This window comes from Muricauda sp. SCSIO 65647, from assembly GCF_021534965.1.
In the GTDB taxonomy this organism is placed as follows: domain Bacteria; phylum Bacteroidota; class Bacteroidia; order Flavobacteriales; family Flavobacteriaceae; genus Flagellimonas_A.
The window spans coordinates 853,258-879,208 of sequence record NZ_CP091037.1 but is presented as its reverse complement, the minus strand read 5'-3'; the positions used below and the strand labels follow the sequence as shown (position 1 = coordinate 879,208).

Below are 25,951 nucleotides of genomic sequence, written 5' to 3'. Positions count from 1 at the left end.
GGATTGTGAATAATGGGCAAGTTCATACCAATCTTATAAAAACCGAAGCCAAACGCCTTGGTTTTTTGTCATGTGGCATTTCAAAGGCCGGGTTTTTGGAAGAAGAAGCTCCCCGATTGGAAAAGTGGCTCAAAAATGGCATGCACGGTGAGATGCGGTATATGGAAAATCATTTTGACAAACGCCTCGACCCAACAAAGCTGGTGCCCGGGGCAAAGTCGGTCATCTCTTTGTTGTTGAATTATTATCCGAAAGAAACCCAACCACAAAACACCCTTAAGGTGTCTAAATATGCCTATGGCACCGATTATCACTTTGTGATAAAAGACAAGTTGAAAAGTTTATTGAACTTCATTCAGGAGGAAATCGGCGCAGTGCATGGTCGGGCTTTTGTCGATTCTGCACCAGTACTGGATAAGGTATGGGCCGCCAAAAGCGGATTGGGATGGATGGGCAAACACACCAACCTGTTGACCAAAGAGGTGGGGTCGTTCTATTTCATCGCCGAACTGATCGTCGATTTAGAGTTGAAATACGATACCCCGGTGACCGATCATTGTGGCACATGCACGGCCTGTATTGATGCCTGCCCTACCGAAGCAATCGTTGAACCTTACGTGGTCGATGGCAGCAAGTGTATCTCGTACTTCACGATTGAGTTAAAAAATGAAATTCCCACGGCGTTCAAGGGCCAATTTGACGATTGGATGTTCGGTTGTGATATCTGCCAAGATGTATGCCCCTGGAACCGATTCTCAAAATCGCACTCAGAGCCACTTTTTGATCCGCATCCCGAATTGTTGTCCATGACAAAAAAAGATTGGCAAGAGATCACAGAGGATGTTTTCAAAAAAATCTTCAAAAAATCAGCGGTCAAGCGTACCAAGTTCAGTGGCTTGAAGAGAAATATCGATTTCATAAAGTAATTAACGATTTCAAACGTTTTCGTTACAGTTTTTGTGTGTTTTTTGGACAGATCTTGTTCAATCATTCATTAAATATGCTATCTTGATAGGCAATACTTTTCCATTATTTTAAGGAATGGATGGAAAAACCAACTAACAAACTGACTCGAACATGGTAAAAATCACAAAGCCCAGATTGAGCTTCTGGCAAATCTGGAACATGAACGTCGGGTTCTTCGGAATCCAATTCAGTTTTGGTCTGCAACAGACTGCCGTAAGTCCCATTTTCTCATTTTTGGGGGCCCACCATGATGAACTGCCATTGCTCAATTTGGCAGGACCCGTAACGGGCTTGTTGATTCAACCGATAATCGGTGCTATTTCCGATAAGACATGGTCACCGAAATGGGGCGGGCGACGAAAGCCCTTTTTCTTGATTGGGGCCATTCTGGCGAGCTTGTGTCTTTTCGCTTTTCCCTTTAGTCCAGAATTATGGTTCGCTGTCGGATTATTATGGATTTTGGATGCCGGTAACAATACCGCAATGGAACCCTATAGGGCCTTTGTGGGCGATAAGTTGCCAGACAGTCAATTGACCTTTGGTTACCAGATGCAGAGCTTGTTCGTCGGAGCGGGCATTACGTTGGCCAACCTATCGCTTTTTATGTTTCAACACTGGTTCAGCACGCCTGAGACCGGAGGTCTTTTCGATGCTGCCAATGAGGGTGCCTCATCGATACCGACTTGGGTTTATTATTCATTCTTTTTAGGGGCTTTGGCCTCAATTGGTACCGTAATGTGGTCGGTTTGGAAAACTCCGGAAATCCCACCAACAGATGAAGAGCTTCAAGAAATCAAAAGGCACAATGAAGATACCCCGGCACCCATCATACAGATATTGAGTGTGCTTTTGGTCATTTTCTCCGTTCCGTTATTATTGGGTTATCTGACCGCCAATATCTTTCCAGAATTATGGCACAATACCAACCTTTTGGTGGTCATAATGTTGGTGTACGCTTTCTTTTGGCTGTATTTTCTTTATCGTCTTATCAAAAAAAATACAGACAATCGCACCATTCAAAAATTGGGAGATACGCTGGATCCACTTTTGGAAGCGGCAGAGGCCATTGGAGAAATGCCAGGGTTTTTATGGAAATTGGCCGCAGTATATCTATTTCAATGGTATGCCCTTTTCGTGTACTGGCAATTTATGCCGCCCATGCTGCGAACCAGTCTTTATGGAATATCGAATGAAGATAATGCCAGGTTTGATTCCATCATGGAATCGTTCAGGGGAGGTGCTGAAATCAGCGCACAAGACATGTCATTTGCCGAGCAGATACAATCACTGGCCGAACAGGCGCTGGGTCATGCAGGTTTGATGAACGGAACCTATAATTTTGTGACCATGTTAGTGGCACTGGCATTGGTGCCCATGGCTGCCAAAATAGGATCAAAGTTGGTATATGTGGTCTGTCTGTTCTTAACGGGTATAGCCATGTTGAGCATGCCTTTTATTGCGAACAAGTGGCTGTTACTCGCCCCAATGGTGCTGTTCGGTATTGGGTGGGCAGCTATGATGGGCATACCGTATGCAATGGTCTCAAAGGTAATTCCAGAAGAACGTAGGGGGGTCTATATGGGAATTGTCAACATGATGATCGTGATTCCTATGTTGATACAAACAGTGAGTTTCGGACCCATAATCAAGAACTTTTTGAACAATGATGCTACCTGGGCCATAATATTTGCGGGAGTGTTCTTCATAGTTGCGGGCATTTTTGCAATTCGACTAAACTTACCAAAAGATAAATTGGATACAAGTCTTGATGCTTAAGTACGGTACGTACAAAATAGGATCGTGATTTCATACTGGGGCAAAAGGTGTTTTCCAAATTTGGGAATACCTTACCTTTGACCACAAATCGAAGCACTGCATGAGTAAGGAAAAAAGAAGACGGGAGGCTCTTGTCTATCATGCCAAACCCCAACCGGGCAAGATAAAGATGGTGCCCACCAAGGCCTATTCTACGCAACGTGACCTGGCACTGGCCTACTCACCTGGGGTGGCAGAGCCATGTCTTGAGATCGATAAGAACAAAGAAGAGGTGTATCGCTACACGGCCAAAGGAAACGTGGTGGCCGTAATTTCTAACGGAACAGCCGTTTTGGGACTTGGAAATATAGGTCCCGAAGCGTCAAAACCTGTCATGGAGGGCAAAAGCCTCTTGTTCAAGATTTTTGCCGATATCGACGGCATCGATATAGAATTAGATACCGAAGATGTAGATAAATTCGTAGAGACGGTCAAAATTATCGCACCCACTTTTGGCGGCATCAATCTAGAGGATATCAAGGCACCGGAAGCATTTGAGATAGAGCGTCGTTTAAAAGAAGAGCTCGATATCCCCGTCATGCATGATGACCAGCACGGCACGGCCATCATTTCTGCCGCCGCACTATTGAATGCCCTTGAGCTGGCAGAAAAGAAGATTGATGAAGTGACCATTGTGATCAGTGGGGCGGGGGCAGCCGCTATTTCATGTTCTCGATTGTACAAGGCCTTTGGAGCAAAAAGGGAAAATATGGTCATGCTCGATAGCAAAGGCGTAATTCGAAAAGACCGGGAAAATCTGACCAAAGAAAAACTGGAGTTTGCCACAGACCGAAAGGTAGACACCCTTGAGCAGGCCATGGAAGATGCCGATGTGTTCATTGGGCTTTCGATTGCAGATATCGTCTCTCCAAAAATGCTGGAATCAATGGCCAAGAACCCCATTGTTTTTGCCATGGCCAATCCGAATCCAGAGATTGAATATAATTTGGCCTGCAAGACCCGCGGTGACATCATCATGGCGACGGGCCGATCAGACCACCCTAACCAAGTGAACAATGTACTGGGTTTTCCATTTATTTTCAGGGGTGCTTTAGATGTTCGGGCAACGAAAATCAACGAAGAAATGAAGATGGCAGCTGTTCGGGCATTGGCCGACCTTGCCAAAGAACCAGTACCTGAACAGGTAAACATCACCTATGATATTACCCGTTTGACATTCGGCAAAGACTATATCATTCCAAAACCTTTCGATCCGAGGTTGATCACCAAGATTCCACCGGCAGTGGCCAAAGCGGCTATCGAAAGTGGGGTGGCAAGGGCACCCATACAAGATTGGAAGAAATATGAAGAAGAATTGTACCAGCGCTCGGGCAATGACAATAAAATAGTGCGCTCGCTGCACAATCGCGCAAAAGTGAACCCAAAACGTATCGTATTTGCAGAAGCAGATGTGCTCGATGTATTAAAAGCCGCACAAATCGCACATGACGAAGGCATCGCAAAGCCCATCCTTCTTGGCAATAAAGACAATATCGAGAGATTGAAGCAAGAGCTTGATTTCGATGCCGAAGTGCCGATCATAGACCCACGGGGCGAAGAAACCCGAGAACTCAGAAAAAAATATGCACACAAGTTGTGGGAGTCTCGAAGACGTAAGGGCGAAACCAAATATAGCGCCGGGGTCAACATGGGAAAAAGAAATTACTTCGGGGCGATGATGCTGCACGAAGGCGACGCCGAAGGTATGATTTCAGGCAATTCAAGGGCATATCCGAAAGTATTGCGACCTGTTTTTGAGGTACTGGGCAAGGCTTCTGGAGTGACCAAGGCTTCAACCGTCAATATTATGATTACCCCGCGAGGCCCACTTTTTTTGGCAGATACTTCGATTAATGTAGACCCGACAGCCGAAGAATTGGCTGAGATTGCTAAGATGACGGCCAATTTGGCCGCAACGTTCGGGTTCGAGCCAGTGGTGGCCTTGTTATCGTATGCGAACTTCGGTTCTTCGACCCACCCACATGCCAATAAGGTCAGGGAGGCCGTAAAAATACTCCATGAAAGATATCCAAAGCTTATTGTAGATGGCGAGATACAGACCGATTTCGCTTTGGACCAGGAGCTGTGCCAGAACAATTTTCCGTTCTCAAAGTTGGCGGGCAGACAAGCGAACACCTTGATATTCCCAAATTTAGAATCGGCGAACATTACCTACAAGCTCTTGAAAGGCCTACATGATGCAGACTCCATAGGGCCCATAATGCTCGGCCTTCGAAAGGCGGCCCATATTCTACAATTGGGTGCAAGTGTCGAAGAAATGGTCAACATGACCGCAGTGGCCGTTGTCGATGCACAAGAGCGCGAAAAGCGAAAAAAGGCTAAAATGAAAAAGTAACAGGCGCTTCGAGATTTACCCAACAAACCAATAACACAACAATCTGGTATGATTACCCATCTAAAAGGAAAACTGGTCGAGAAAAACCCAACCTATGTTATCATTGAATGCAATGGGGTTGGGTATTTTTTGAACATTTCACTCCATACTTTTTCCTCAATAAAAGACGAAGAGAACATAAAACTTTTCACCCATCTTCAAATAAAGGAAGATTCACATACACTTTTTGGTTTCGCCGAGCGCAGTGAGCGTGAGATCTTTCGATTGTTGTTATCGGTCTCGGGCATTGGTTCGAGCATTGCCCGAACGATGTTATCATCACTGAGCCCCGACCAGATAAGGGATGCCATAGCAGGGGGTGATGTGGCTACCATACAGGCTATCAAGGGTATAGGCGGTAAAACCGCCCAACGAGTAATTGTTGACCTTAAAGACAAGATTTTGAAAGTTTATGATATGGATGAAGTTTCCCTTCCTTCAAACAATACAACCAAAGAAGAAGCGTTATCTGCATTAGAGGTTCTTGGTTTCACCCGACGGCAATCTGGAAAGGTCGTTGACAAGGTTTTGAGCCAAGATTCCTCCTTAAGCGTCGAGGACATTATTAAACAGGCGCTGAAAAATTTATAACCAGTTTGAAAAGAGGGGCAAAACGATTTCTTAACGTATCGTTGGTTAAGTATTTTTTCTTTTTTGCAGCAGTATTTGGGGTAATATGTTCAACAGTGGCCCAAGATACTGATGAACAAGCTGTAGATTCAGTCAAGACAGGGATCTCACTTGGTAAGATTTTGCTCGAAAACCCTGACAGCATTGTGGCCAAATATACCTACGACCCTGCTTTGGATCGCTATGTATATACCGAGAGCGTCGGCAACTTCAATATCAACTATCCTATTTTTCTGACCCCTGAACAGTATTATGAGCTGGTTCGCAAAGAGGGTATGAAAACGTACTTTCAAGATAAGATAGATGCCTTTACGGGAAAAAAGGAAGGCAGTGAAGAAGCCCGAAAGAACTTGCTTCCCAACTTCTACGTCAACAGCAACTTTTTTGAGTCCGTTTTTGGTGGAAACACCATTGAGGTCATTCCCCAGGGTTCTGTGGCCATGGATCTGGGCATTCTTTGGCAAAAGAATGACAATCCGGCACTATCGCCCAGAAATCGTACAAATCTGTCTTTCGACTTTGACCAACGAATCAGTCTGAGCCTTTTGGGCAAGGTGGGCGAAAGGCTTCAGGTGACGGCCAATTATGATACCGAAGCGACCTTTGATTTTCAGAATCTGGTCAAACTCGATTATACCCCCACAGAAGATGATATTCTCAAAAAGATAGAAATCGGTAATGTGAACATGCCCCTCAACAGTTCATTGATTACCGGCGCGCAAAGTCTTTTTGGGGTAAAAACGCAGTTGCAGTTTGGTAAAACGACTGTAACTGCTGTTTTTTCTGAACAGCAATCACAGAACAATACAGTGGTGGCCCAGGGTGGCGGTACCTTGAATGAATTCTCGCTGACCGCATTGGACTATGATGAGGACAAACACTTTTTCTTGGCACAATATTTCAGGGATCGTTACGATGATGCATTGGCCAACTATCCTTTCATTCAAAGCCAAATTCAGATTACCCGATTGGAAGTCTGGGTGACCAACCGAAACCAGCAGACCTTGAACGTGCGAAACGTGGTCGCTATTCAAGATCTAGGGGAATCAAGATTGGGCGATGATGGCCGTGAGATAACCAGAATTGCAGGTAATGCACCAGCTGGGTTCTTCAATATTGTAGGCACTGAAGTGCTTCCCCAAAATGGTGCAAACGATTATGACCCAACGCTCATAGGTGCTGGAGGCGCTTTGACGGCTGCCATTCGAGACATTGCCACGGTTGAGGCAGGGTTTGATATTACCGGATACAATGCCAACCAAGGCTTTGATTACGCCATACTTGAAAATGCCCGAAAACTGGATGTAGGCCGTGATTACCGATTCGATTCGCAATTGGGATATATCTCATTGAACCAGCGACTGAGCAATGATGAGGTCTTGGGCGTTGCCTTTCAATATACCTTTCAGGGCGAGGTGTTTCAAGTGGGTGAGTTTGCCAATGGGGGTGTCGATGCCACTACGGTCTCTGGTGGGGTGAATCCCATAATCGAGAACAATACCCTTATCTTAAAATTGTTGAAGAGCAATATTACCAACGTCGAAGATCCGATTTGGGATTTGATGATGAAGAACATCTATGCCACGGGAGCGTTTCAACTCAGCCAAGAAGATTTCAATTTCAACATTCTCTATTCAGACCCGACGCCCAGAAACTATATCACTCCGGTAGAACCTTTTCCCATTTCGGCGGGCGCCAATGGCAAGCCCTTGGAAGAGCGTATTTTACTGAACGTGTTCAACCTTGACCGTTTGAACATCTACAATGATGTGCAATCGGGCGGTGACGGTTTTTTTGACTATATACCCGGCATCACAATTGATACACAATCAGGAAATATCATTTTCACCAAAGTGGAGCCTTTTGGGGAATACCTTTTTGATCTTTTGGGAGGAGGGGATTATGGTGCTCCGAATGAACAAAGCTTCAATGCCAACCAACAGAAGTATGTCTTTCGAAATATGTATACCCTGACCAAAGCAGCTTCATTGCAAGATGCTGAAAAGAACCGTTTTCAACTCAAAGGGCGCTATAAGTCAGAGGGTGCCAACGGTATCCCTATAGGGGCTTTCAATGTACCACGGGGTTCGGTACGGGTGACCGCCGGTGGCCGTCAATTGCAAGAGGGCATCGATTACACCGTGAATTATCAGGCAGGTACCGTACAATTGCTCGACCCCAGTCTTGAGGCCTCAAACACCCCTATTAATATTTCTGTTGAGAACAATGCCGTATTTGGGCAGCAGACAAGAAGGTTTACAGGGATCAATGTCGAACATCAATTCAATGAAAATTTTGTATTGGGGGGTACCCTTTTGAATCTGAACGAGCGGCCGTTGACCCAAAAATCAAATTTTGGTATAGAACCCGTGAACAACACCATTTTTGGCCTTAACGGAAATTTCAGTACCGAAGTGCCTTTTTTGACACGATTGGTCAACAAACTGCCGAACATTGATACCGATGTGCCTTCTAACCTGTCGGTAAGGGGCGAAGTGGCCGTTTTGAAACCCAATTCACCAAAGAATGCTGATTTTCAAGGAGAAACGACCACTTATCTCGATGATTTTGAAGGCGCCCAGGCCCTGATTGACATTCGATCGTCTTTAGGGTGGATGTTGGCCAGCCCGCCATTGGAGTTCTTTACAGGAGGCCAATTGCCCGGCAGCTCACCTGAAGACCCCGATAACTTGTTGACCGGACAGGGTCGTGCCAAAATGGCCTGGTACACCATCGATCCGATTTTCTATACCAACCAAAGACCTTCGGGTATTACTGACAGCGATATCTCGACCAACGAGACACGACGCGTATTCATCGATGAGGTATTTCCTGTCACCGATGTCGCCCAAGGGCAGACTCAGGTACAGGGTACATTGGATGTGGCCTACTATCCGAACCAAAAGGGACCGTATAACACCAATACCAATTTTGATGCGGAACTGCCCCAAGAAAAATGGGGCGGTATCATGCGTTCGTTGAGCAGTACCAACTTTGAGCAATCGAATGTTGAGTTTGTGCAGTTTTGGGTATTGGATCCCTATGTTGATGGCAATACCACTTCAAGTGGTGAGCTGGTGCTCAATTTGGGCAATATTTCTGAAGATGTGCTCAAAGATGGCAAAAAGCAATATGAAAATGGCCTACCCGGGGTCAATAGCAACGATTTGGTGGCGCCGACCTCTTGGGGCGAGGTGCCTGCTACCCAGTCATTGGTCTATGCCTTTGATGCCGATGAGACCAACCGTACATTACAGGATCTTGGTTTTGATGGTTTGGATGATACCGGAGAGGCTTCGATATACAATGGTCCTTCAGATGACCCGGCCTTAGATAACTATATCTATTATTTGAACCGCGAAGGGGGCATTTTAGAGCGTTATATCGATTTCAATAATCCAGAGGGTAACTCGCCTGTAACGGTGACCAATACCGATCGGGGCTCGACCACCTTACCAGATGTTGAAGATGTGGATCGTGACCTGACCATGAACACAGTGAACAGTTACTACGAATATCGCATTCAAATAAGGCCCAATACCACGATCGACGACCAATATGTGACCGACATACGTGAGGGTGTAGCCACTGGCTCAAGGGTTCCCGATGGTTCTGAGGTCGACTACCGCTGGATCCAGTATAAGATTCCGCTCAGTGATTTTACCGATGCGGTCGGGGGCATCACCGATTTTCGTTCCATCAGTTTTATGCGAATGTACCTTACCGGTTTTTCAGATGATGTGGTGCTTCGTTTCGCGACCTTGGATTTGGTTCGTGGCGACTGGCGAACCTATACCAATACCTTGCAAGCCGACGAAGATGATCCCTCTGATGATGGTACGGTCACCGACGTCAACACGGTCAATATCGAAGAGAACAGCGGCCGTACCCCGATACCTTACGTGTTGCCACCGGGCGTTATTCGTGAACAGTTGAACAACAACAACACCATCATACGCCAAAATGAACAATCGCTGTCATTTGTCGTCGAGAACCTAGAGGCGCAAGACGCTCGCGGAGTGTTCAAAAACGTGAACATAGATGTTAGGCAATATGAACGCATCAAAATGTTCATGCATGCAGAAAAGATAATTGATACTGATTATTCGAATGATGATACCCCTCTGGTGGGCTTCCTTAGGATCGGAACAGATTTCTCAGAAAATTTCTACCAAATCGAGTTGCCTTTACAATTTACACCTTTTGGGTCTAGTGCAGCCGATGTGATATGGCCCAGTGTGAATGAAATAGACATTGCCCTTTCTGACTTGAACAAGGTCAAGTCGTTGGGTATTGCCAATGAAAGTTTGGGCGAGATCAACTATTATGAAGTGATCGACGGAGAGGTGGTGCCCGTAGATGAATTTGCCCCACGTACTTTGGGGAGAAACCGTATCGGTATCAGGGGTAATCCTTCATTGGGTAGCATTCGTGCCATGATGGTGGGGGTAAAGAACATTGATGATGTGCCGGCAAGGGGTGAAGTATGGTTCAATGAGCTTCGTTTGGCGGGTCTCGACAACAATGGGGGCTGGGCGGCCATTATGGCCATGGATGCCAATATGGCCGATTTCGCCAATATCTCGGCCACGGCGAATCGCAGCACCTCTGGTTTTGGTTCTATCGATCAGTTGCCCAATGAGCGTTTACGTGAAGATGCCATTTCGTACGATGTGGTGACCAATATAAATGTAGGGCAGTTATTCCCTAAAAAATGGGGCTTACAGATACCGTTCAACTACGGTATTTCAGAGACCTTGATCACCCCAGAATTTGACCCTGTCTATGATGACCTGAAATTAGACGACCGTATTGCAGCGGCCGAAACTGCCCAAGAAGCCGAAACCATTAGGGAGCAGGCCGAAGATTATACGAAACGAACGAGCATCAACTTGATCGGGGTGCGAAAAGAGAGGGGCGAAGAGGCTGAGGAAAACTTCTTTGACATTGAAAATTTCACTTTCAATTATTCGTATAACGAAACCAATCACCGTGATTTTGAGATAGCCGAGCTGCGCGACCAGAACGTCACCACGGGCTTTGTCTATAACCACAATTTCAAACCGGCCACCGTGGCGCCATTTGCAAAAAAAGATTCGCTGTTCACCGGTAAATATTGGCAATGGTTGAAAGAATTGAATTTTAACGTACTGCCGACCAGTCTTTCGGTCAATGCGAACTACAACCGATCGTTCAACCAACAACGTTTTAGAGATGTGCTTGAACCTGGGGTAGAGGCACTCGATCTACCACTCTTGCAACAGCGAAATTACCTTTTCAACTGGCAATATGCCTTGAACTATAGTCTTTCTAAATCACTTCGGTTACAGTTGACGGGATCGAACAATAACATTGTCAGAAACTACTTCAACACTCCCGGAGACCCTGATTCGGGCATCAACCAAGATCTGAATCTGTGGGATGGTTTCTTTGATGTCGGCGAGCCCAATCGCCACTCGCAGCAGATGCAACTTAACTATGAGCTGCCGTTTGATAAAATACCATTCTTAGATTTTATCAATGCACAATATACCTATACCAGCAATTTTGACTGGCAACGCGGAGGTGATGCCTTGAATGAGGTGGTGCAGGAAGAAAACCCCGGGGAACAGATCAACACAATACAGAACGCCAACACCCATAACTTAACGGCCAATATGACCATGCAACGATTCTATGATGCCATAGGCCTGAAAAAACGTGATGGCAAGATTCCGACCAACCAGCGCGCCCCGGTTCGTAGAGACAAGGCGGGCAATCCGGCTGATGGGGGAGAAGACCAAAAACCCCAGAAAAAGACGAGCAAGGCCTTTAATACGCTGATCGATATCGTGACCATGGTCAAAAGGGTGAATGTGAACTATGCCGAAAACAATGGTAAGGTACTGCCCGGGTATACCCAATCCATCGGCTTTATCGGTACGGCCAGGCCTTCATTGGGCTTTGTGTTCGGTAGTCAGGCCGATGTGCGTTTTGAGGCGGCCAGAAGGGGTTGGTTGACGACCTTTTCAGAGTTCAATTCACAATATCTGGAAAACTCTACCAAACAATTGGCCATTACCGCGACCGCCCAACCAACACAAGAGCTGACCATTGACCTCACGGCTGATCGCCAGATTTCGAACAGTTACCAAGAGAATTTTCAAGTAAATGATTTGGGCAATGGCGTATTTGAGTATGAAAATCTTTTGGGCAACAACTTTGGCAATTTCACCATTTCGACCATGATGATCGGTACGGCTTTTAGAAAGAGCGATGAATTTGACTCGGAAACGTTTGAAGAATTCAAGGCGAACCGTATCACCATTGCCAACCGTTTGGTTTCAGATAGGGGCGAGACCCCTGGTGAATTGGACGAAGATGGTTTTCCCGAGCGCTATGGCAAGACCCAGCAAGAGGTACTGCTTCCAGCCTTTTTTGCGGCCTACACGGGGCAAGATGTAAACCGTGTGAACTTGGATGCCTTTCGTGATATTCCCATCCCCAATTGGAACATCAAATACACCGGCCTGATGAAAAACAAATGGTTCAAGAAAAAGTTTACCCGTTTTTCATTGACACATGGCTACCGTGCAGCATATAGCATCAACTCGTTCCAGACCAATCTAGAAAAGGAAAACAGTGCAATAGACCCTGAAACAGGCGACCTATTGCCCGACAACATCATCAACAATGTTGTGTTGAACGATGCCTTCAATCCTTTGGTTCGTGTTGATTTTGAAATGAAGAACTCCTTTAGCTTCTTGGCCGAGGTGCGTACCGATAGAACCCTCTCGTTGAGTTTTGACAATAACCTGCTGACCGAAATCAATGGCAAGGAATATACCCTTGGGTTGGGGTACCGTTTTAAAGATGTGAAATTTGTGACCAATATCGGCGGCGAGCGTACCCGCTTGAAGGGTGACCTGAACCTGAAGGCCGATCTATCGCTTCGAGATAATATCACCATCATTCGCAATCTCGATATCGACAACAACCAGATTACCGCGGGCCAAAACCTTTGGTCGTTCAACTTTACGGCCGATTATGCGTTGAGCAAGAACCTGAACGCCTTGTTCTTCTATGACCATTCGTTCTCAAAGTTTGCGGTATCGACGGCTTTTCCCCAGACCACCATCAACACGGGCTTTACGCTGCGGTATAATTTTGGAAACTAGACCGTCTTGCGTCCTATAAGTATGTTCAACCCGCATTCTAGAATAATCTATTTTCAAAACCTTTGAAAAGCATTCAATATTCCATTATTTTTGTGGGCATTGAAAATAGTTGACAAAATGAATTTGCCAGAAGATTTAAAGTACACCAAAGACCACGAATGGGTAAGAATTGAAGGAGACGTAGCCACAGTTGGCATTACTGACTTTGCTCAAGGTGAATTGGGCGATATTGTCTATGTTGAAGTCGAGACCGTTGATGAGACCTTAGACCGGGAAGAGGTCTTTGGCACGGTCGAGGCGGTAAAGACCGTATCGGATCTTTTCTTGCCCCTAGCCGGTGAAATCATTGAATTCAACGAGGCCTTGGAAGATGAGCCTGAAAAAGTGAATTCAGACCCTTATGGGGAAGGTTGGATGATCAAATTAAAAATCAGCGACGCTTCTGAAGTTGAAGATCTTTTGAGCGCTTCAGATTACAAAGCATTGATCGGTGCCTAAACGTACCGTATTCACCATTTCATTTTTTGGCTGGATCATATTGGTTACCATGCTCAGCCTGTTCTCTTTTTCCGATTTGGATACCAATACCATTGATATTCCATACTCTGATAAGATTGCCCATTTTGCTTTTTATTTTGGATTTGTCTGGTTGGGTGGGCACGCCACGTTCAAAGATCCAACCAAAGGGTTCGGGCTCAAGAAAATGTTGCTTTGGTTGTTTTTGGCCGCAGTCGCATATGGTTCTATTATTGAAGTGTTACAGCACACGGTAACTACCGATCGCTCGGCAGAATGGGGCGACTTTTTTGCCAATTGTCTGGGAGCGTTAACCGCCGCTCTATTGTTATTTCGGCATTTTTCAAGGCCAGGGCGGGTTAAAATCAAAAATTAAATTGCTGCGTTAAACAAAAAAAATTAAATTAGCAAATACTAAAATCTAAAAGGAAGATGGAACCAAAGAAGAATCCTCATGTAGATGTGAACAAAAATAGTGCCTTGTATTTCGTCATCGGCCTAGCAGCCGTATTGGGCATCATATATGCCTCGATGGAATGGAAGAAATATGACAAGGTCAACGATTATGATATTGCGCTCAATGTAGAAGACCAGTTGGATGAAGAAGTGCCAATGACCGAACAAATAAAAACCCCGCCACCGCCACCGCCACCAGCTGCCCCAGAGGTAATAGAGGTTGTGGAAGATGAAGAGGAGGTGGAAGAAACGGTGATCGAGTCGACCGAGACCAGTCAAGAAGAAGAGGTCATGGAGGTAGAAGAGGTTGAAGTAGAAGAGGTCGAGGAAGATATTTCCGTTCCTTTTGCCGTTATTGAAGATGTGCCGATTTTTCCAGGTTGTGAAGGGGCAAAAGATAAAAAGTCATGTTTCCAGGAAATGATGCAGAAGCACATTCGTAAAAACTTCCGCTACCCAGAAATTGCCCAAGAAATGGGGGTTCAAGGTAGGGTGAACGTCATCTTCGTCATCCAGAAAGACGGTAGCATCGGCAACATCAGAATGCGCGGCCCGGACAAAAATTTAGAGGCCGAGGCATTGCGTATCATCCAAAAACTACCTAAGATGACTCCCGGTAAACAAAGGGGGCGTCCGGTAAAAGTTCCGTTCAGTATTCCGATTACGTTTAAGCTACAATAGATAGCTTATCTTCCGATATAGAGACCCCGACAGCAATGTCGGGGTTTTTTTTGTCAAAGAAATCAAAAACGCTGGCACTGGCATTGCAAATGACCCTGTTACCACATAGATTCTTTCGTGTGGCATACAAAAATATTGCGGTGGCGCATGAGATATATGATTCGCGATCATAAAAACGTCATTTCGAAGGAGCATCGCGACTGAGAAATCCATTCAACTAAAAGATTTCTCAATCGTCCGCCGAAAGCTGGCTCATGTCGAAATGACATTGATAATTGCAAAAGAAGCATTGCAGACGTATCTTTGCAGGCTGATAACGATACCACATGAAGTCGGCGGTAAGCACGGTCAAAAACACAACTTGGTCTTTGATTTTTACTGATTTTAAAGAAATCACCAAGGTGCGTTTGGCGGTCAGTGTGGTGTTTTCTTCCATTGCCGGCTATTTTTTGGGTGCCTACACCATTGAACCGCTTTCGGTTTTATTGCTCGGTTTTGGGGGCTATTGTATGGTGGGTGCCTCAAATGCCTACAACCAGATTATCGAACGTGACCTTGATGCGTTGATGAAACGCACCAAGAACCGCCCGATTCCGGCAGGGCGCATGTCGGTGGCCACCGCTTTGACGGTAGCGATTGCCATGACGGTGCTTGGCGTGGTCTCGCTCTACATTCTGAGCCCGAAAACAGCACTGTTCGGCGCCATATCGATATTTCTGTACACTTGCGCCTATACCCCTTTAAAAACCGTCACGCCCCTTTCGGTATTTGTGGGGGCAATACCCGGGGCGATACCCTTTATGTTGGGTTGGGTGGCGGCCACCAACGATTTTGGCATCGAACCTGGCACCCTTTTCATGATTCAGTTTTTTTGGCAATTCCCACATTTTTGGTCACTGGGGTGGATGCTCGACGAAGATTACAAACGGGGAGGCTTCAAAATGCTGCCCACAGGAAAAAAAGACAATGGCACTGCCCTGCAGATCATATTGTACACCATTTGGATGATCGTCATCTCCATTATGCCGGTCTTTGGTTTTACGGGCCGGTTGCATCTTTCGATCACGGCAGCAATAGTGGTGCTTTTGATGGGCCTGGTCATGCTGGGCTTTGCTTTTCGCCTATATGAAAAAAAGGATAATAAAGCTGCCAGAAATTTAATGTTGGCAAGCGTTTCATACATTACACTGATGCAAATAGTGTATGTAGTGGATAAGTTGATTTGAATATGGATTTGACAAAAGGAACCGGAAAAGAAAGAAGGGAACGTTCAAGAAAAATGCTGCTATGGTTCGGTATGGGAAGCCTCATCATGGGTTTCGCCGGATGGACGAGCGCATACATCGTCAGCAGCAAGCGTGATGATTGGGTGCAGGAGTTGGAACTGCCTACGGCTTTCTTCATCAGTACCGCACTCATCATCGTCAGTAGCCTTACCTATATTTTTGCAAAAAAGGCTGTCAGGGCAGATGATCAAAAAAATGCCTCACTCTGGTTGCTGGTGACCTTGTTGCTGGGTATGGGGTTCATTGGCTTTCAATTTTATGGTTTTTCACAAATGCTGCAGAGCGGGTATTATTTTACCGGCCCGACCAGCAATATCAAAATGTCGTATGTTTTTCTGATTGCCTTTGTGCATATTTTGCACGTGGTGGCAGGGCTCATTTCGTTGCTGGTGGTCATCTTTCAACAACTCAGGGGCAAATATCGGCCCAGTGATATGTTGGGGCTTGAATTGGGGGCTTCGTTTTGGCATTTCTTGGATTTGTTGTGGGTTTATCTGTTATTGTTCATGTACTTTGTAAAATAATTTTTCAAAATTTGGGGTTTCATCAGTAATTGGATTTTCAGAATACGTCAAAACGTTTATTTTTGCTAAAGCTTTATTAAAACAACGGTTTTTATGGATACAGCGGTGACGACCGAATCGGAAGGAACAGTTTGGGGAGGGGGCAACAGACCTCTGGGAGCCAGTTACGGCAAATTGATGATGTGGTTTTTCATCGTCTCAGATGCACTTACCTTCTCAGGTTTTTTGGTTTCTTATGGATTTTCAAGGTTCAAGTTTATCGAGACTTGGCCCATAGCCGATGAGGTGTTTACCCACGTGCCCTTTTTTCACGGCAATTACCCCATGTACTATGTGGCGTTCATGACCTTTATACTGATCATGTCTTCGGTCACAATGGTACTGGCAGTTGATGCCGGCCATCGCATGATGCAGAAAAAAGTGATCTTGTACATGTTCTTGACCATTGTTGGGGGCGCCATTTTCGTGGGCTCTCAAGCTTGGGAATGGGCCACGTTCATCAAAGGCGATTTTGGCGCATTGGAAACCAAAGGGGGGCGTATTCTTCAATTTGTGAAAGCTGATTCGGGTGAACGTGCAGCATTGGCCGACTTTGCGAAAGTGTTGCCCGAAGACCGCGTGAAGCATGTTAGCAATGAAGGTATTTGGTATGAGGCCGAGGGCTATAAAACATCTTTTTCGTTAAATGAGGTGATAGAGGGCTTCAAGGCCAATCCGGGTATTTTGATGCGTGCAGAGCAAATTATTCCCGATGTTGAACAATTACGTTCATCTGAAAATCCTTCTGACCAGTCCAAATTACAAGAATTAGAGCGTAATTACAGTAACTTGGGCGAAACAGGGGAGAAAGCAATTTTTAAAAGAGAGGCAGCTTTGGCCAGATTGAACAATGCAGTTCGAGTGGTAGAAGGGGCCAACTTGATTCGAAACGAGTACGGTAGCCGATTGTTCGCCGACTTTTTCTTTTTCATCACCGGCTTTCACGGTTTTCACGTATTTTCAGGGGTGGTCATCAACATCATTATTTTCTTCAACATCATATTGGGCACCTATGAACGGCGTGGCCATTATGAAATGGTTGAAAAAGTAGGACTGTACTGGCACTTTGTCGATTTGGTCTGGGTATTCGTATTCACATTCTTTTATTTGGTATAAAAAATCATTTGATACTATGGCGCACGATCATAAATTGGAAATATTCAGGGGGCTTCTAAAGTTCAGGTCAAACACCCAGAAAATTTGGGGAGTACTCATTTTTTTGACCATAGTCACGGCAATAGAAGTGGGTCTTGGGATCACCAAGCCTGAAATCTTGACCAAGAACTATTTCATCGGCATGAAGTTGTTGAACTGGATTTTCATTGTATTGACTTTGGTCAAGGCCTACTATATCGCATGGGATTTCATGCACCTTCGTGACGAAAAAAGCTCACTTCGTAGAGCCATTGTATGGACGCCAATTTTCTTGGTGTGTTACCTTGTGTTCATCTTACTCTATGAAGCCGATTACGTTTACACGGTCTTCAAAGAGGGTTTTCTGGCATGGAATTTCTAAGATTCAAAAAATAGCATAAGAGAGGCGGTCAAATGGCCGTCTTTTTTGTTCCGATAGCATGGGTATCTTCTTGTTGGGTCGTAAATTTGCAATATGAAGAAGACGGTGGTCTTGGTAGTGTTGTTCATCTTTCCTCTGGTAGCTTACCTGTTTTTTGCCTCGGGGGTCAATAACTTTGGCAGACTTCCCATTCTGACCGAAAATATCACTTCGCTTGAAAGCTTTCAAGGAGATGCCGTTTTGAACGGAAAAATCACCATCTTGGGTTTTTTGGGAAACAATATAGATGAGCGTAAGGGCAATGTCTTCAACCTTAACCAAAAAATATACAAGCGCTTCGATGGGTTTAAAGATCTGCAGTTTGTAATGGTCGTTCCAGAAGGCTCTGAAGAAAAAGTGGCCGAACTTAAAGGAGAATTGGGCACTTTTTCCGATACACAGAACTGGAATTTTGTCTATGGAGACCCATCTGACATAGAAAGGCTTTTCAAAAGCCTGCAGACTGATTTAAGTTTAGAAAATGATTTGTTCACCGCCCATGTTTTCATTATCGACAAAGAGGGAAACCTGCGCGGAAGAAACGATGATGAAGACGAGGGAATGAAATATGGTTTTGACACAAGTTCTGTTGCAGACCTGAACAATAAGATGAGAGACGACGTAAAAATTATCTTGGCCGAATATCGACTCGCCTTAAAGAAGAACAATGCCGACAACAGCGAATAACAAGCGAAAGTACAACTACATTTGGGTGTCTTTGGTGATTTTGATTTTCGGTATCATTTTCGTGCCCAAAATTGTCGACCGTCTGGCCAAGGGCGATGTGGTCAGGGACGAAAGGTCGGCTGCCGCCATTCCATCAGGTGAATTGACCTATATAGAGAACAAGCAAACAGGTGAGAAAAGAAAAGTACCTTCCTTTTCTTTCATTAACCAAGATAGTGTAAGGGTCAGCAACGAAGACTATCTGGGCAAGGTTTATGTGGTCGATTTTTTCTTTACCACATGCCCGACCATATGCCCGGTGATGACCAAAAACTTGGTCGAGTTACAGCAAACCTTTACCGATAATGACGATTTCGGAGTGGCTTCGTTTACCATTAACCCGCGATACGATACCCCCTCTATACTTAAGAAATATGCCAAAAAGAACGGTATTGTCGATAAAGACTGGCATCTCTTGACCGGTGACCAAGAAGAAATTTACCGTCTGGCCGAAGAAGGCTTTTATATCGTGGCCAGTGAAGCCGAAGATGCACCCGGCGGTTTTGAACATTCGGGAATGTTTGCTTTGGTCGATAGAGAGGGATACATTCGCTCAAGAAAAGACAGACATGGTAATCCCATTATTTATTATCGAGGCACGGTGACCGAAGAACAGGGCGTAAATGCCGAAGGAGAAGAAGAACAGATTTCGTTGTTGAAACAAGACATTAAAAAGCTTTTGCAAGAATGATAGAAGATGTGGTTTTGAAAGAGAAAAAATTCAACAGGATCATCAATATCGTTTCGGTGGCAATTCCTGTTGTAGTGGCATTGTTGTTCGGGGTCAAACTTCCGAACGTGGAACCCTTGTCTTTTTTGCCGCCTATTTATGCCGCCATCAATGCCGTGACCGCCATTTTGTTGATTATTGCCGTAATTGCCATCAAAAATGGTAGAAGGGTCTTGCACCAAAGGCTGATGACCACCTGTATCGCGCTCTCATTATTGTTTTTGTTGATGTATGTGGCTTATCATATGACCTCAGATTCGACACCCTTTGGGGGAGAGGGATTGCTCAGATATGTTTATTTTTTTGTGCTTATTTCCCATATCCTTTTGTCGATAGTGATCATTCCATTGGTATTGAAAACGTATGCAAGGGCGTATTTGAAACAGTTTGAACGACATCGAAGATTGGCAAAGATTACCTTTCCTATTTGGTTATATGTGGCCATAACGGGGGTAGTGGTCTATTTGATGATTTCACCCTATTACCAATAATGAAAAGAACGGTCTTTTTCATACTGGTTTTCATAATGCTCCCAAGCTTGGCGGAAGCCCAATGCTCTATGTGTCGGGCCGTTTTGGAAAGTGAGGCCGAAGGCGGTACGGCCGAGGGTATAAATGATGGCATTCTCTATTTGATGGCCATTCCCTATATCATTGTGGCCACGATTTTTTTCTTTGTGTACCGAAAGTTGAAAAAATAGATGCTAAAATTTTAACATATTTTTTGGCGTGTTACTGTAACAAAGTGGGCTATCTATTGTCTTATTAAGGTACGATAGCGTACTTCATCAATCATCAAACAACCAACCTATGTTCGATCTTGAAAGATGGCAAGAGATTTTTGATACCATCCGTAAGAACAAACTTCGTACTTTTTTGACGGGCCTTTCCGTAGCATCCGGCATATTCATCTTGGTAGTGCTTTTGGGTTTTGGCAATGGTATGCAGAATGGTATCAAACGTGAGTTTGAACAAGATGCGACTACCAGTTTATGGGTATGGACAGGAGTCACTTCAAAAGAGTACAAGGGGCTCAACCCCGGCCGGCGCATTCAGCTGACCAATGAGAACTTTGACTCTTCAGGCAAACTTTTTTCTGAAACAATAGAATATCAATCACCAAGGCTTTTTGTACGTGATGTCACGGTAAACTATGGCAAAGAAGCTTTGGTGTATAGTATACAGGGGGTATCGGATCAGTTTCAATTCATCGAGAACACCAGAATTATTGAAGGACGGTTTATCAACTACCAAGATTATGCATCAACCGCCAAGATTGCCGTTATCGGAAGGAAAATAAGGACCGATGTGTTCAACAAAGTAGAAACTCCAATAGGCGAATTCATTGAGATAAGTGGCATTCCCTTCAAAATTGTCGGTGTCTTTAAAGAATATGAAGACCGCGAAGAAGAGCGAATCTATATTCCTATAACAACGGCACAAAAGGTTTTTAATGGCGGTGATCGTTTAAACACACTATCGTATACCTTGCCGCCCAAAGAGAATTTTGACCAAGCTGTGGCCGAAGCGACGATGTTCAAAGAGGGGCTAAAAAAACATTTACAGCAAGTTCACACCGTGGCACCTGATGATACCAGTGCGGTCGAGGTCTGGAGTGCCCTTGAAGAAGCTAAGCGGTATTATAGCCTTACCGGCAACATCAAACTGTTTTTTTGGTTCGTAGGTGTCTGTACCATCATCGCTGGAGTAGTGGGCGTAAGCAATATCATGTTGATTGTCGTTAAGGAAAGAACTCGCGAAATAGGTATTCGAAAAGCCTTGGGCGCGAAACCTTGGTCGATTGTGGGCATGATTCTTCACGAATCGATATTTGTAACGGCTATTTCAGGATTTGGAGGACTCATACTGAGTATGTTGTTGTTAGAAGTCGTTGGGCCAAATGTTGAGATTGACTATGTGGTAAATCCATCTGTAAACTTAAAAGTTGCGGTAGCGACCGTTCTGGTACTGATATTGGCAGGAACGATCGCTGGGTTTTTCCCAGCATGGAGGGCTGCCAGAATAAAAGTAATCGAAGCACTGAGAGACGAATAACCATGTTCAATAGAGATCGTTGGAAAGAAATTTTGGAGGTATTGACCAGTAACTGGTTTAGAACCGTCTTGACCGCTTTTGGAGTCTTTTGGGGCATTTTCATACTCATCATTCTTTTGGCGGCAGGCAAAGGGCTGGAGAATGGTATTAACCAAGATTTCGGTGATATTGCCACCAATACCATGTTCATGTGGACAAGAAGGACCACAAAACCTTACCAAGGCCTGCCAAAAGATAGGAGTTTCGAATTTAAGCGCGAAGATGTACAGACCATTAGGGATAATGTGCCAAATCTGAGATTTCTTTCTCCAAGAAACCAACTAGGTGGCTTCAGTTCGGGCGGTAACAATGTGGTAAGGGGGCTCAATGCCGGTGCGTACAATGTGTATGGCGACTATCCCGAAATTATCAACCAAGACCCCATGACCGTGACGTCCGGTAGGTTTATCAATTATAACGATATCAACGAAAAGCGCAAGGTGGCCATTATTGGGCAAGGAGTGAAAAATGATCTTTATGATAAGAATGAAGAGGTGTTGGGTACCTATATCAAGATTCAAGGTGTCAATTTTTTGGTGGTAGGTACGTATAAAAAGAACAGTAGTGATGGGGGCGAAGAAGCCCAAAAAGAAATTTTTGTCCCCTTTACTTCATTTTCGCAGGCTTTCAATTACGGCGAAGATGTAGGCTGGATGGCCATTACTGCCGAAGATGGCCACTCGATATCGGTGCTCAAGGAAAAAATCATCGATGTGATGAAGAAAAAGCACAAAGTGCATCCTGAAGACCATCGCGCGATAGGCCATTTCGATCTCTATGAACAATATAACCGCGTAGAGAGCCTTTTTGCCGGTATGCGATGGATTGCCATAATAGTGGGAACCTTTGTTTTGCTTTCAGGAATCATCGGTGTCAGTAATATCATGCTCATAGTGGTAAAAGAACGTACCAAAGAGATCGGCATACGAAGGGCTCTGGGCGAACATCCTTGGTCGATTAAGAAGCAGGTCATATTAGAGTCGATATTCTTGACCATAATCTCAGGAATGGCCGGTATAATTTTTGGGGCACTCTTTATTTATGCGGTCAATGCGCTTTTGGCAAATGTGGGGCCGGTAGACATGTTCATGAACCCCAGTGTAAGCGTTCGTGTGGTCGCGACCGCACTTTTGGTATTGGTGATATCGGGGCTGTTGGCAGGGTTCATACCCGCACAGAGTGCTATACGTGTCAGACCCATTGAGGCATTAAGAAATGAATAATTAAATATCAATCAAAATAATTAAAATGAAGAAGTCAGTAACCATTATCATTCTCCTGATCATTTTAATCGGATTCGGTGGAGCGATGTACTATCTATATCAAAAGGATGCTGAAGATCCGGTAATCTATTCAACTGAAAAACCGTCAAAACAGACCATCATAAAAAAAGCCGTGGCTACGGGAAGTATCCTTCCTTTAGAAGAAGTATTGATAAAGCCCAATATTTCAGGGGTAATCGAAGAAGTTTATGTTGAGGGAGGTGACTATGTGAAGTCGGGTGATTTGATTGCCAAAATCAAAGTGGTCCCTAATTTGAATGCGCTCAATGATGCTCGCGACGCGATCGATCAGGCCAAAATCAATTTAAACGATCAGAAGCGTAACTATGATCGGCAAAAATCCCTGTTCGATAGAGGGGTTATTTCCCAAGCAGACCTTGAACGGGCCGAAGTCACGTTTGACCAAGCAAAACAATCGTACAATGCCGCCAATAAAAGATACGACATCATCAAAACAGGTACGGCGAGTGGTTATGGCAACCAGGCCAATACCCTCATTCGCTCTACGGTCAGCGGTATGGTCTTAGATGTACCCGTCGAAAAGGGCAATCAGGTTATCGAGAGCAACAACTTCAATGAAGGAACTACCATAGCCGCCATAGCTGATGTTGAGAAAATGATTTTTGAAGGCAAGGTCGATGAATCTGAAGTCGGTAAAATAACCGAAAACCTTCCGTTGGAAATTACCGTAGGGGCCATTGAGGATCAAGTTTTTGATGCAGTTCTCGATTACATCGCACCAAAGGGAAAAGAAGAAAATGGAGCGATCCAGTTTGAGATTAAGGGCACTTTGACAAAAGAGGATACCACCTTCATCCGCGCTGGCCTGAGTGCCAATGCCTCCATTATTCTGGCAAGGGCCGACAGCGTTCTAGCTTTAAAAGAAGCTTTGGTACAGTTTGATACAGAGACCAAAGAACCTTTTGTTGAAATCGAAAAAGGCGAACAACAATTCGAAAGAAAAGAGATCCAGCTCGGTATCAGTGATGGTATTTTCGTGGAGGTAAAATCAGGCGTTGGTCCAGATGACAAAATCAAGGTCTGGAACAACGTTGAGCCAGAAGTCACGGCCAACTGATCATTTAACAAAATTTTTATTCAATTCTTGTAACAATTTAACATCTTGTGAGTCATATTGTACGAATCTTCGTTACGGGATAGCTAACAAACCAATCATGATAGAAATCAAAGATCTTCACAAATCCTATAAAATGGGAAGCAATTCCCTGCATGTACTCAAAGGATTGAACTTTTCAATTGAAGAAGGTGAATTGGTGGCCATTATGGGCTCGTCTGGTTCTGGAAAATCAACCCTGCTGAACATTTTGGGCATGTTGGATGAAGCAGATTCAGGAGAATACACATTGGATGGGGTTCCGATCAAAAACCTCTCAGAGACAAAAGCGGCCCAATATCGAAACAAGTTTCTAGGGTTTATCTTCCAATCTTTCAACCTTATCAATTATAAAAACGCCTTAGAGAACGTGGCATTGCCACTGTACTATCAAAGAATGCCCAGAAAAGAGCGTCAAGAAAAGGCAATGAAGTATTTAGAGCAAGTGGGTCTCAAAGAGTGGGCGCACCACCTACCGAACGAACTTTCTGGTGGCCAAAAGCAACGGGTGGCGATAGCAAGGGCCATGGCGGCCGAGCCAAAGGTTTTGTTGGCCGATGAGTTGACGGGTGCTCTAGACAGTACCACCTCATATGAGATCATGGAACTCATTCAAAAGATAAATGATCAAGGAAACACCATTTTGGTGGTCACCCACGAAGATGATATCGCGCATATGTGCAAACGTATTGTCTATCTAAAGGACGGTGTCATTGAAAAAGACGAAAAAATAAAACAGGTAAGGGCCTCCGCATATGTTCAGTAGAGATACTTGGCGAGAAATATTCATATCCATCAAGAAAAATAAACTCCGCACATTTTTGGCGGGATTTACAGTGGCTTTGGGTATTCTCATCTTTGTCTCTTTGGTAGGCTTGACCAATGGGTTGAAGAACACCTTCAATGAGTTTTTCAGCGACGATGCCACCAATACTTTTTTCCTATTTCCCGGCAGAACGACCATGCCATATAAAGGTTACAAATCAAGAAGAAGAATAGAATTCGATAATTCTGATTTGGCCGATATCAAGAAGAACTTTGCGCTCTTTGTTGACTATATAACCCCAAGAATAAGTAGAAATGCCTTGGTGAAGTACCGTGAAGAGTCAAATAACTACAACACAAGGGCCGTGGCCCCCGGTCATCAATTCAATGAAAAGACCATTATGATGAAGGGGCGGTACCTCAATCAAGAAGATATTGCCAAGAAGACCAAATATGCGGTCATTGGCAGGTTGGTGGAACAAGACCTTTTCGGCGCAGTCGACGCTATTGGCAAATACATCGATATCGGAGGAAGTGCATTTAAGGTCATCGGGGTTTTTCAAGATGATGGGGGCGACAATGAAGAGCGATATATTTATTTGCCCTATACCACCAGACAGTTGATTGAAAAAAACACTGATAAGATCGATCAAATCATTCTTGGCTTCAAACCAGAGATAGGATATGCAGGGGCAATGGCTTTTGAAACAAGTCTAGAAAAGTTTCTGAAGGAGAAAAAATACATAAGCCCTGAAGACCAAAATGGGCTTTTTATCAGAAATGTGGCCGACCAACTAAAACAAAACCAGCAGTTCGCCAATATACTGGGCATTATTGCATCCGTATTTGCCTTGGGCACCTTGGTGGCAGGTATCATCGGGATCAGTAATATTATGGTTTTCGTGGTAAAAGAACGTACCAAAGAAATTGGTATTCGAAAGGCTTTGGGGGCTACACCGGCTTCGGTCATTGGATCTATTTTATTGGAATCTGTTTTTATTACCACAGCGTTTGGTTATATAGGCATGTTGATTGGTCTGGTCGTATTGCAATCGATTGGTACCAGTCTTGAGGATTTCTTCATCAAGAATCCATATATCAACACGGGCCTTGCCATTATCGCAACCGTTTTTTTGATCCTCTTCGGAGCTTTGGCCGGTTATATTCCCGCGAGACGTGCAGCAAGAATCAAACCCATAGTGGCATTAAGGGACGAATAA

At 44.6% G+C, this 25,951-nt stretch carries 21 protein-coding genes; all 21 read left to right on the top strand.

Annotated elements, in window-relative coordinates:
* The first annotated feature begins 5 nt into the window (after window positions 1-5).
* The 21 genes from queG to L0P89_RS03815 all read left to right on the top strand — a co-directional run bounded on the left by queG (window position 6) and on the right by L0P89_RS03815 (window position 25,951).
* The gene (gene queG, locus L0P89_RS03915; protein WP_235267092.1) at window positions 6-926 is read left to right on the top strand and encodes a tRNA epoxyqueuosine(34) reductase QueG; all 921 of its coding nucleotides are present in this window, start codon (window positions 6-8) and stop codon (window positions 924-926) included.
* Window positions 927-1,077: 151 nt separating this feature from the next.
* Entirely contained in the window at window positions 1,078-2,742 is a 1,665-nt protein-coding gene (locus L0P89_RS03910; protein WP_235267091.1) for an MFS transporter, read from the top strand.
* 100 nt (window positions 2,743-2,842) lie between these two features.
* Window positions 2,843-5,137 (top strand): NADP-dependent malic enzyme, encoded by a 2,295-nt coding sequence (locus L0P89_RS03905; protein WP_235267090.1) that lies wholly within the window; start codon window positions 2,843-2,845, stop codon window positions 5,135-5,137.
* A gap of 48 nt (window positions 5,138-5,185) precedes the next feature.
* Complete coding sequence (ruvA, locus tag L0P89_RS03900; protein ID WP_235267089.1) at window positions 5,186-5,767, top strand: Holliday junction branch migration protein RuvA; 582 nt, start codon at window positions 5,186-5,188, stop codon at window positions 5,765-5,767.
* 95 nt (window positions 5,768-5,862) lie between these two features.
* Window positions 5,863-12,963 carry a cell surface protein SprA gene (sprA, locus tag L0P89_RS03895; protein ID WP_235267088.1) on the top strand — a complete coding sequence of 2,367 codons (7,101 nt, stop codon included), beginning with the start codon at window positions 5,863-5,865 and terminating at the stop codon, window positions 12,961-12,963.
* Window positions 12,964-13,080: 117 nt separating this feature from the next.
* The gene (gene gcvH, locus L0P89_RS03890; protein ID WP_235267087.1) at window positions 13,081-13,461 is read left to right on the top strand and encodes a glycine cleavage system protein GcvH; all 381 of its coding nucleotides are present in this window, start codon (window positions 13,081-13,083) and stop codon (window positions 13,459-13,461) included.
* On the top strand, window positions 13,454-13,855 hold the full coding sequence (locus L0P89_RS03885; protein WP_235267086.1) for a VanZ family protein: 402 nt from the start codon (window positions 13,454-13,456) through the stop codon (window positions 13,853-13,855). Before gcvH ends, L0P89_RS03885 begins: the two co-directional genes overlap by 8 nt.
* A 56-nt stretch (window positions 13,856-13,911) precedes the next feature.
* Window positions 13,912-14,616 carry an energy transducer TonB gene (locus L0P89_RS03880; RefSeq protein ID WP_235267085.1) on the top strand — a complete coding sequence of 235 codons (705 nt, stop codon included), beginning with the start codon at window positions 13,912-13,914 and terminating at the stop codon, window positions 14,614-14,616.
* Window positions 14,617-14,942: 326 nt separating this feature from the next.
* Window positions 14,943-15,842 carry a heme o synthase gene (gene cyoE, locus L0P89_RS03875; RefSeq protein WP_235267084.1) on the top strand — a complete coding sequence of 300 codons (900 nt, stop codon included), beginning with the start codon at window positions 14,943-14,945 and terminating at the stop codon, window positions 15,840-15,842.
* 2 nt (window positions 15,843-15,844) lie between these two features.
* Window positions 15,845-16,426 carry a heme-copper oxidase subunit III gene (locus tag L0P89_RS03870; RefSeq protein WP_235267083.1) on the top strand — a complete coding sequence of 194 codons (582 nt, stop codon included), beginning with the start codon at window positions 15,845-15,847 and terminating at the stop codon, window positions 16,424-16,426.
* A gap of 93 nt (window positions 16,427-16,519) precedes the next feature.
* On the top strand, window positions 16,520-17,581 hold the full coding sequence (locus tag L0P89_RS03865) for a cytochrome c oxidase subunit 3 (protein WP_235267082.1): 1,062 nt from the start codon (window positions 16,520-16,522) through the stop codon (window positions 17,579-17,581).
* Window positions 17,582-17,597: 16 nt separating this feature from the next.
* Complete coding sequence (locus tag L0P89_RS03860) at window positions 17,598-17,981, top strand: cytochrome C oxidase subunit IV family protein (RefSeq protein WP_235267081.1); 384 nt, start codon at window positions 17,598-17,600, stop codon at window positions 17,979-17,981.
* Window positions 17,982-18,074: 93 nt separating this feature from the next.
* Window positions 18,075-18,707: a hypothetical protein gene (locus L0P89_RS03855; RefSeq protein ID WP_235267080.1), complete on the top strand. Its 633-nt coding sequence runs from the start codon at window positions 18,075-18,077 to the stop codon at window positions 18,705-18,707.
* A complete protein-coding gene (locus L0P89_RS03850; RefSeq protein WP_235267079.1) occupies window positions 18,688-19,437 on the top strand; it encodes an SCO family protein in 750 nt (249 codons plus the stop codon). The genes L0P89_RS03855 and L0P89_RS03850 overlap by 20 nt, the downstream gene beginning before the upstream one ends.
* Window positions 19,434-19,967 carry a DUF420 domain-containing protein gene (locus tag L0P89_RS03845; RefSeq protein ID WP_235267078.1) on the top strand — a complete coding sequence of 178 codons (534 nt, stop codon included), beginning with the start codon at window positions 19,434-19,436 and terminating at the stop codon, window positions 19,965-19,967. Before L0P89_RS03850 ends, L0P89_RS03845 begins: the two co-directional genes overlap by 4 nt.
* Entirely contained in the window at window positions 19,967-20,176 is a 210-nt protein-coding gene (locus L0P89_RS03840) for a hypothetical protein (protein WP_235267077.1), read from the top strand. Before L0P89_RS03845 ends, L0P89_RS03840 begins: the two co-directional genes overlap by 1 nt.
* A gap of 109 nt (window positions 20,177-20,285) precedes the next feature.
* A complete protein-coding gene (locus L0P89_RS03835) occupies window positions 20,286-21,530 on the top strand; it encodes an ABC transporter permease (RefSeq protein WP_235267076.1) in 1,245 nt (414 codons plus the stop codon).
* Between the two features lie 2 nt (window positions 21,531-21,532).
* Window positions 21,533-22,792, top strand: coding sequence for an ABC transporter permease (locus tag L0P89_RS03830; protein ID WP_235267075.1), 1,260 nt, complete (start codon window positions 21,533-21,535; stop codon window positions 22,790-22,792).
* Window positions 22,793-22,817: 25 nt separating this feature from the next.
* Window positions 22,818-23,930 (top strand): efflux RND transporter periplasmic adaptor subunit, encoded by a 1,113-nt coding sequence (locus tag L0P89_RS03825; RefSeq protein ID WP_235267074.1) that lies wholly within the window; start codon window positions 22,818-22,820, stop codon window positions 23,928-23,930.
* Window positions 23,931-24,027: 97 nt separating this feature from the next.
* Complete coding sequence (locus L0P89_RS03820; protein ID WP_235267073.1) at window positions 24,028-24,732, top strand: ABC transporter ATP-binding protein; 705 nt, start codon at window positions 24,028-24,030, stop codon at window positions 24,730-24,732.
* Complete coding sequence (locus tag L0P89_RS03815) at window positions 24,722-25,951, top strand: ABC transporter permease (RefSeq protein ID WP_235267072.1); 1,230 nt, start codon at window positions 24,722-24,724, stop codon at window positions 25,949-25,951. Before L0P89_RS03820 ends, L0P89_RS03815 begins: the two co-directional genes overlap by 11 nt.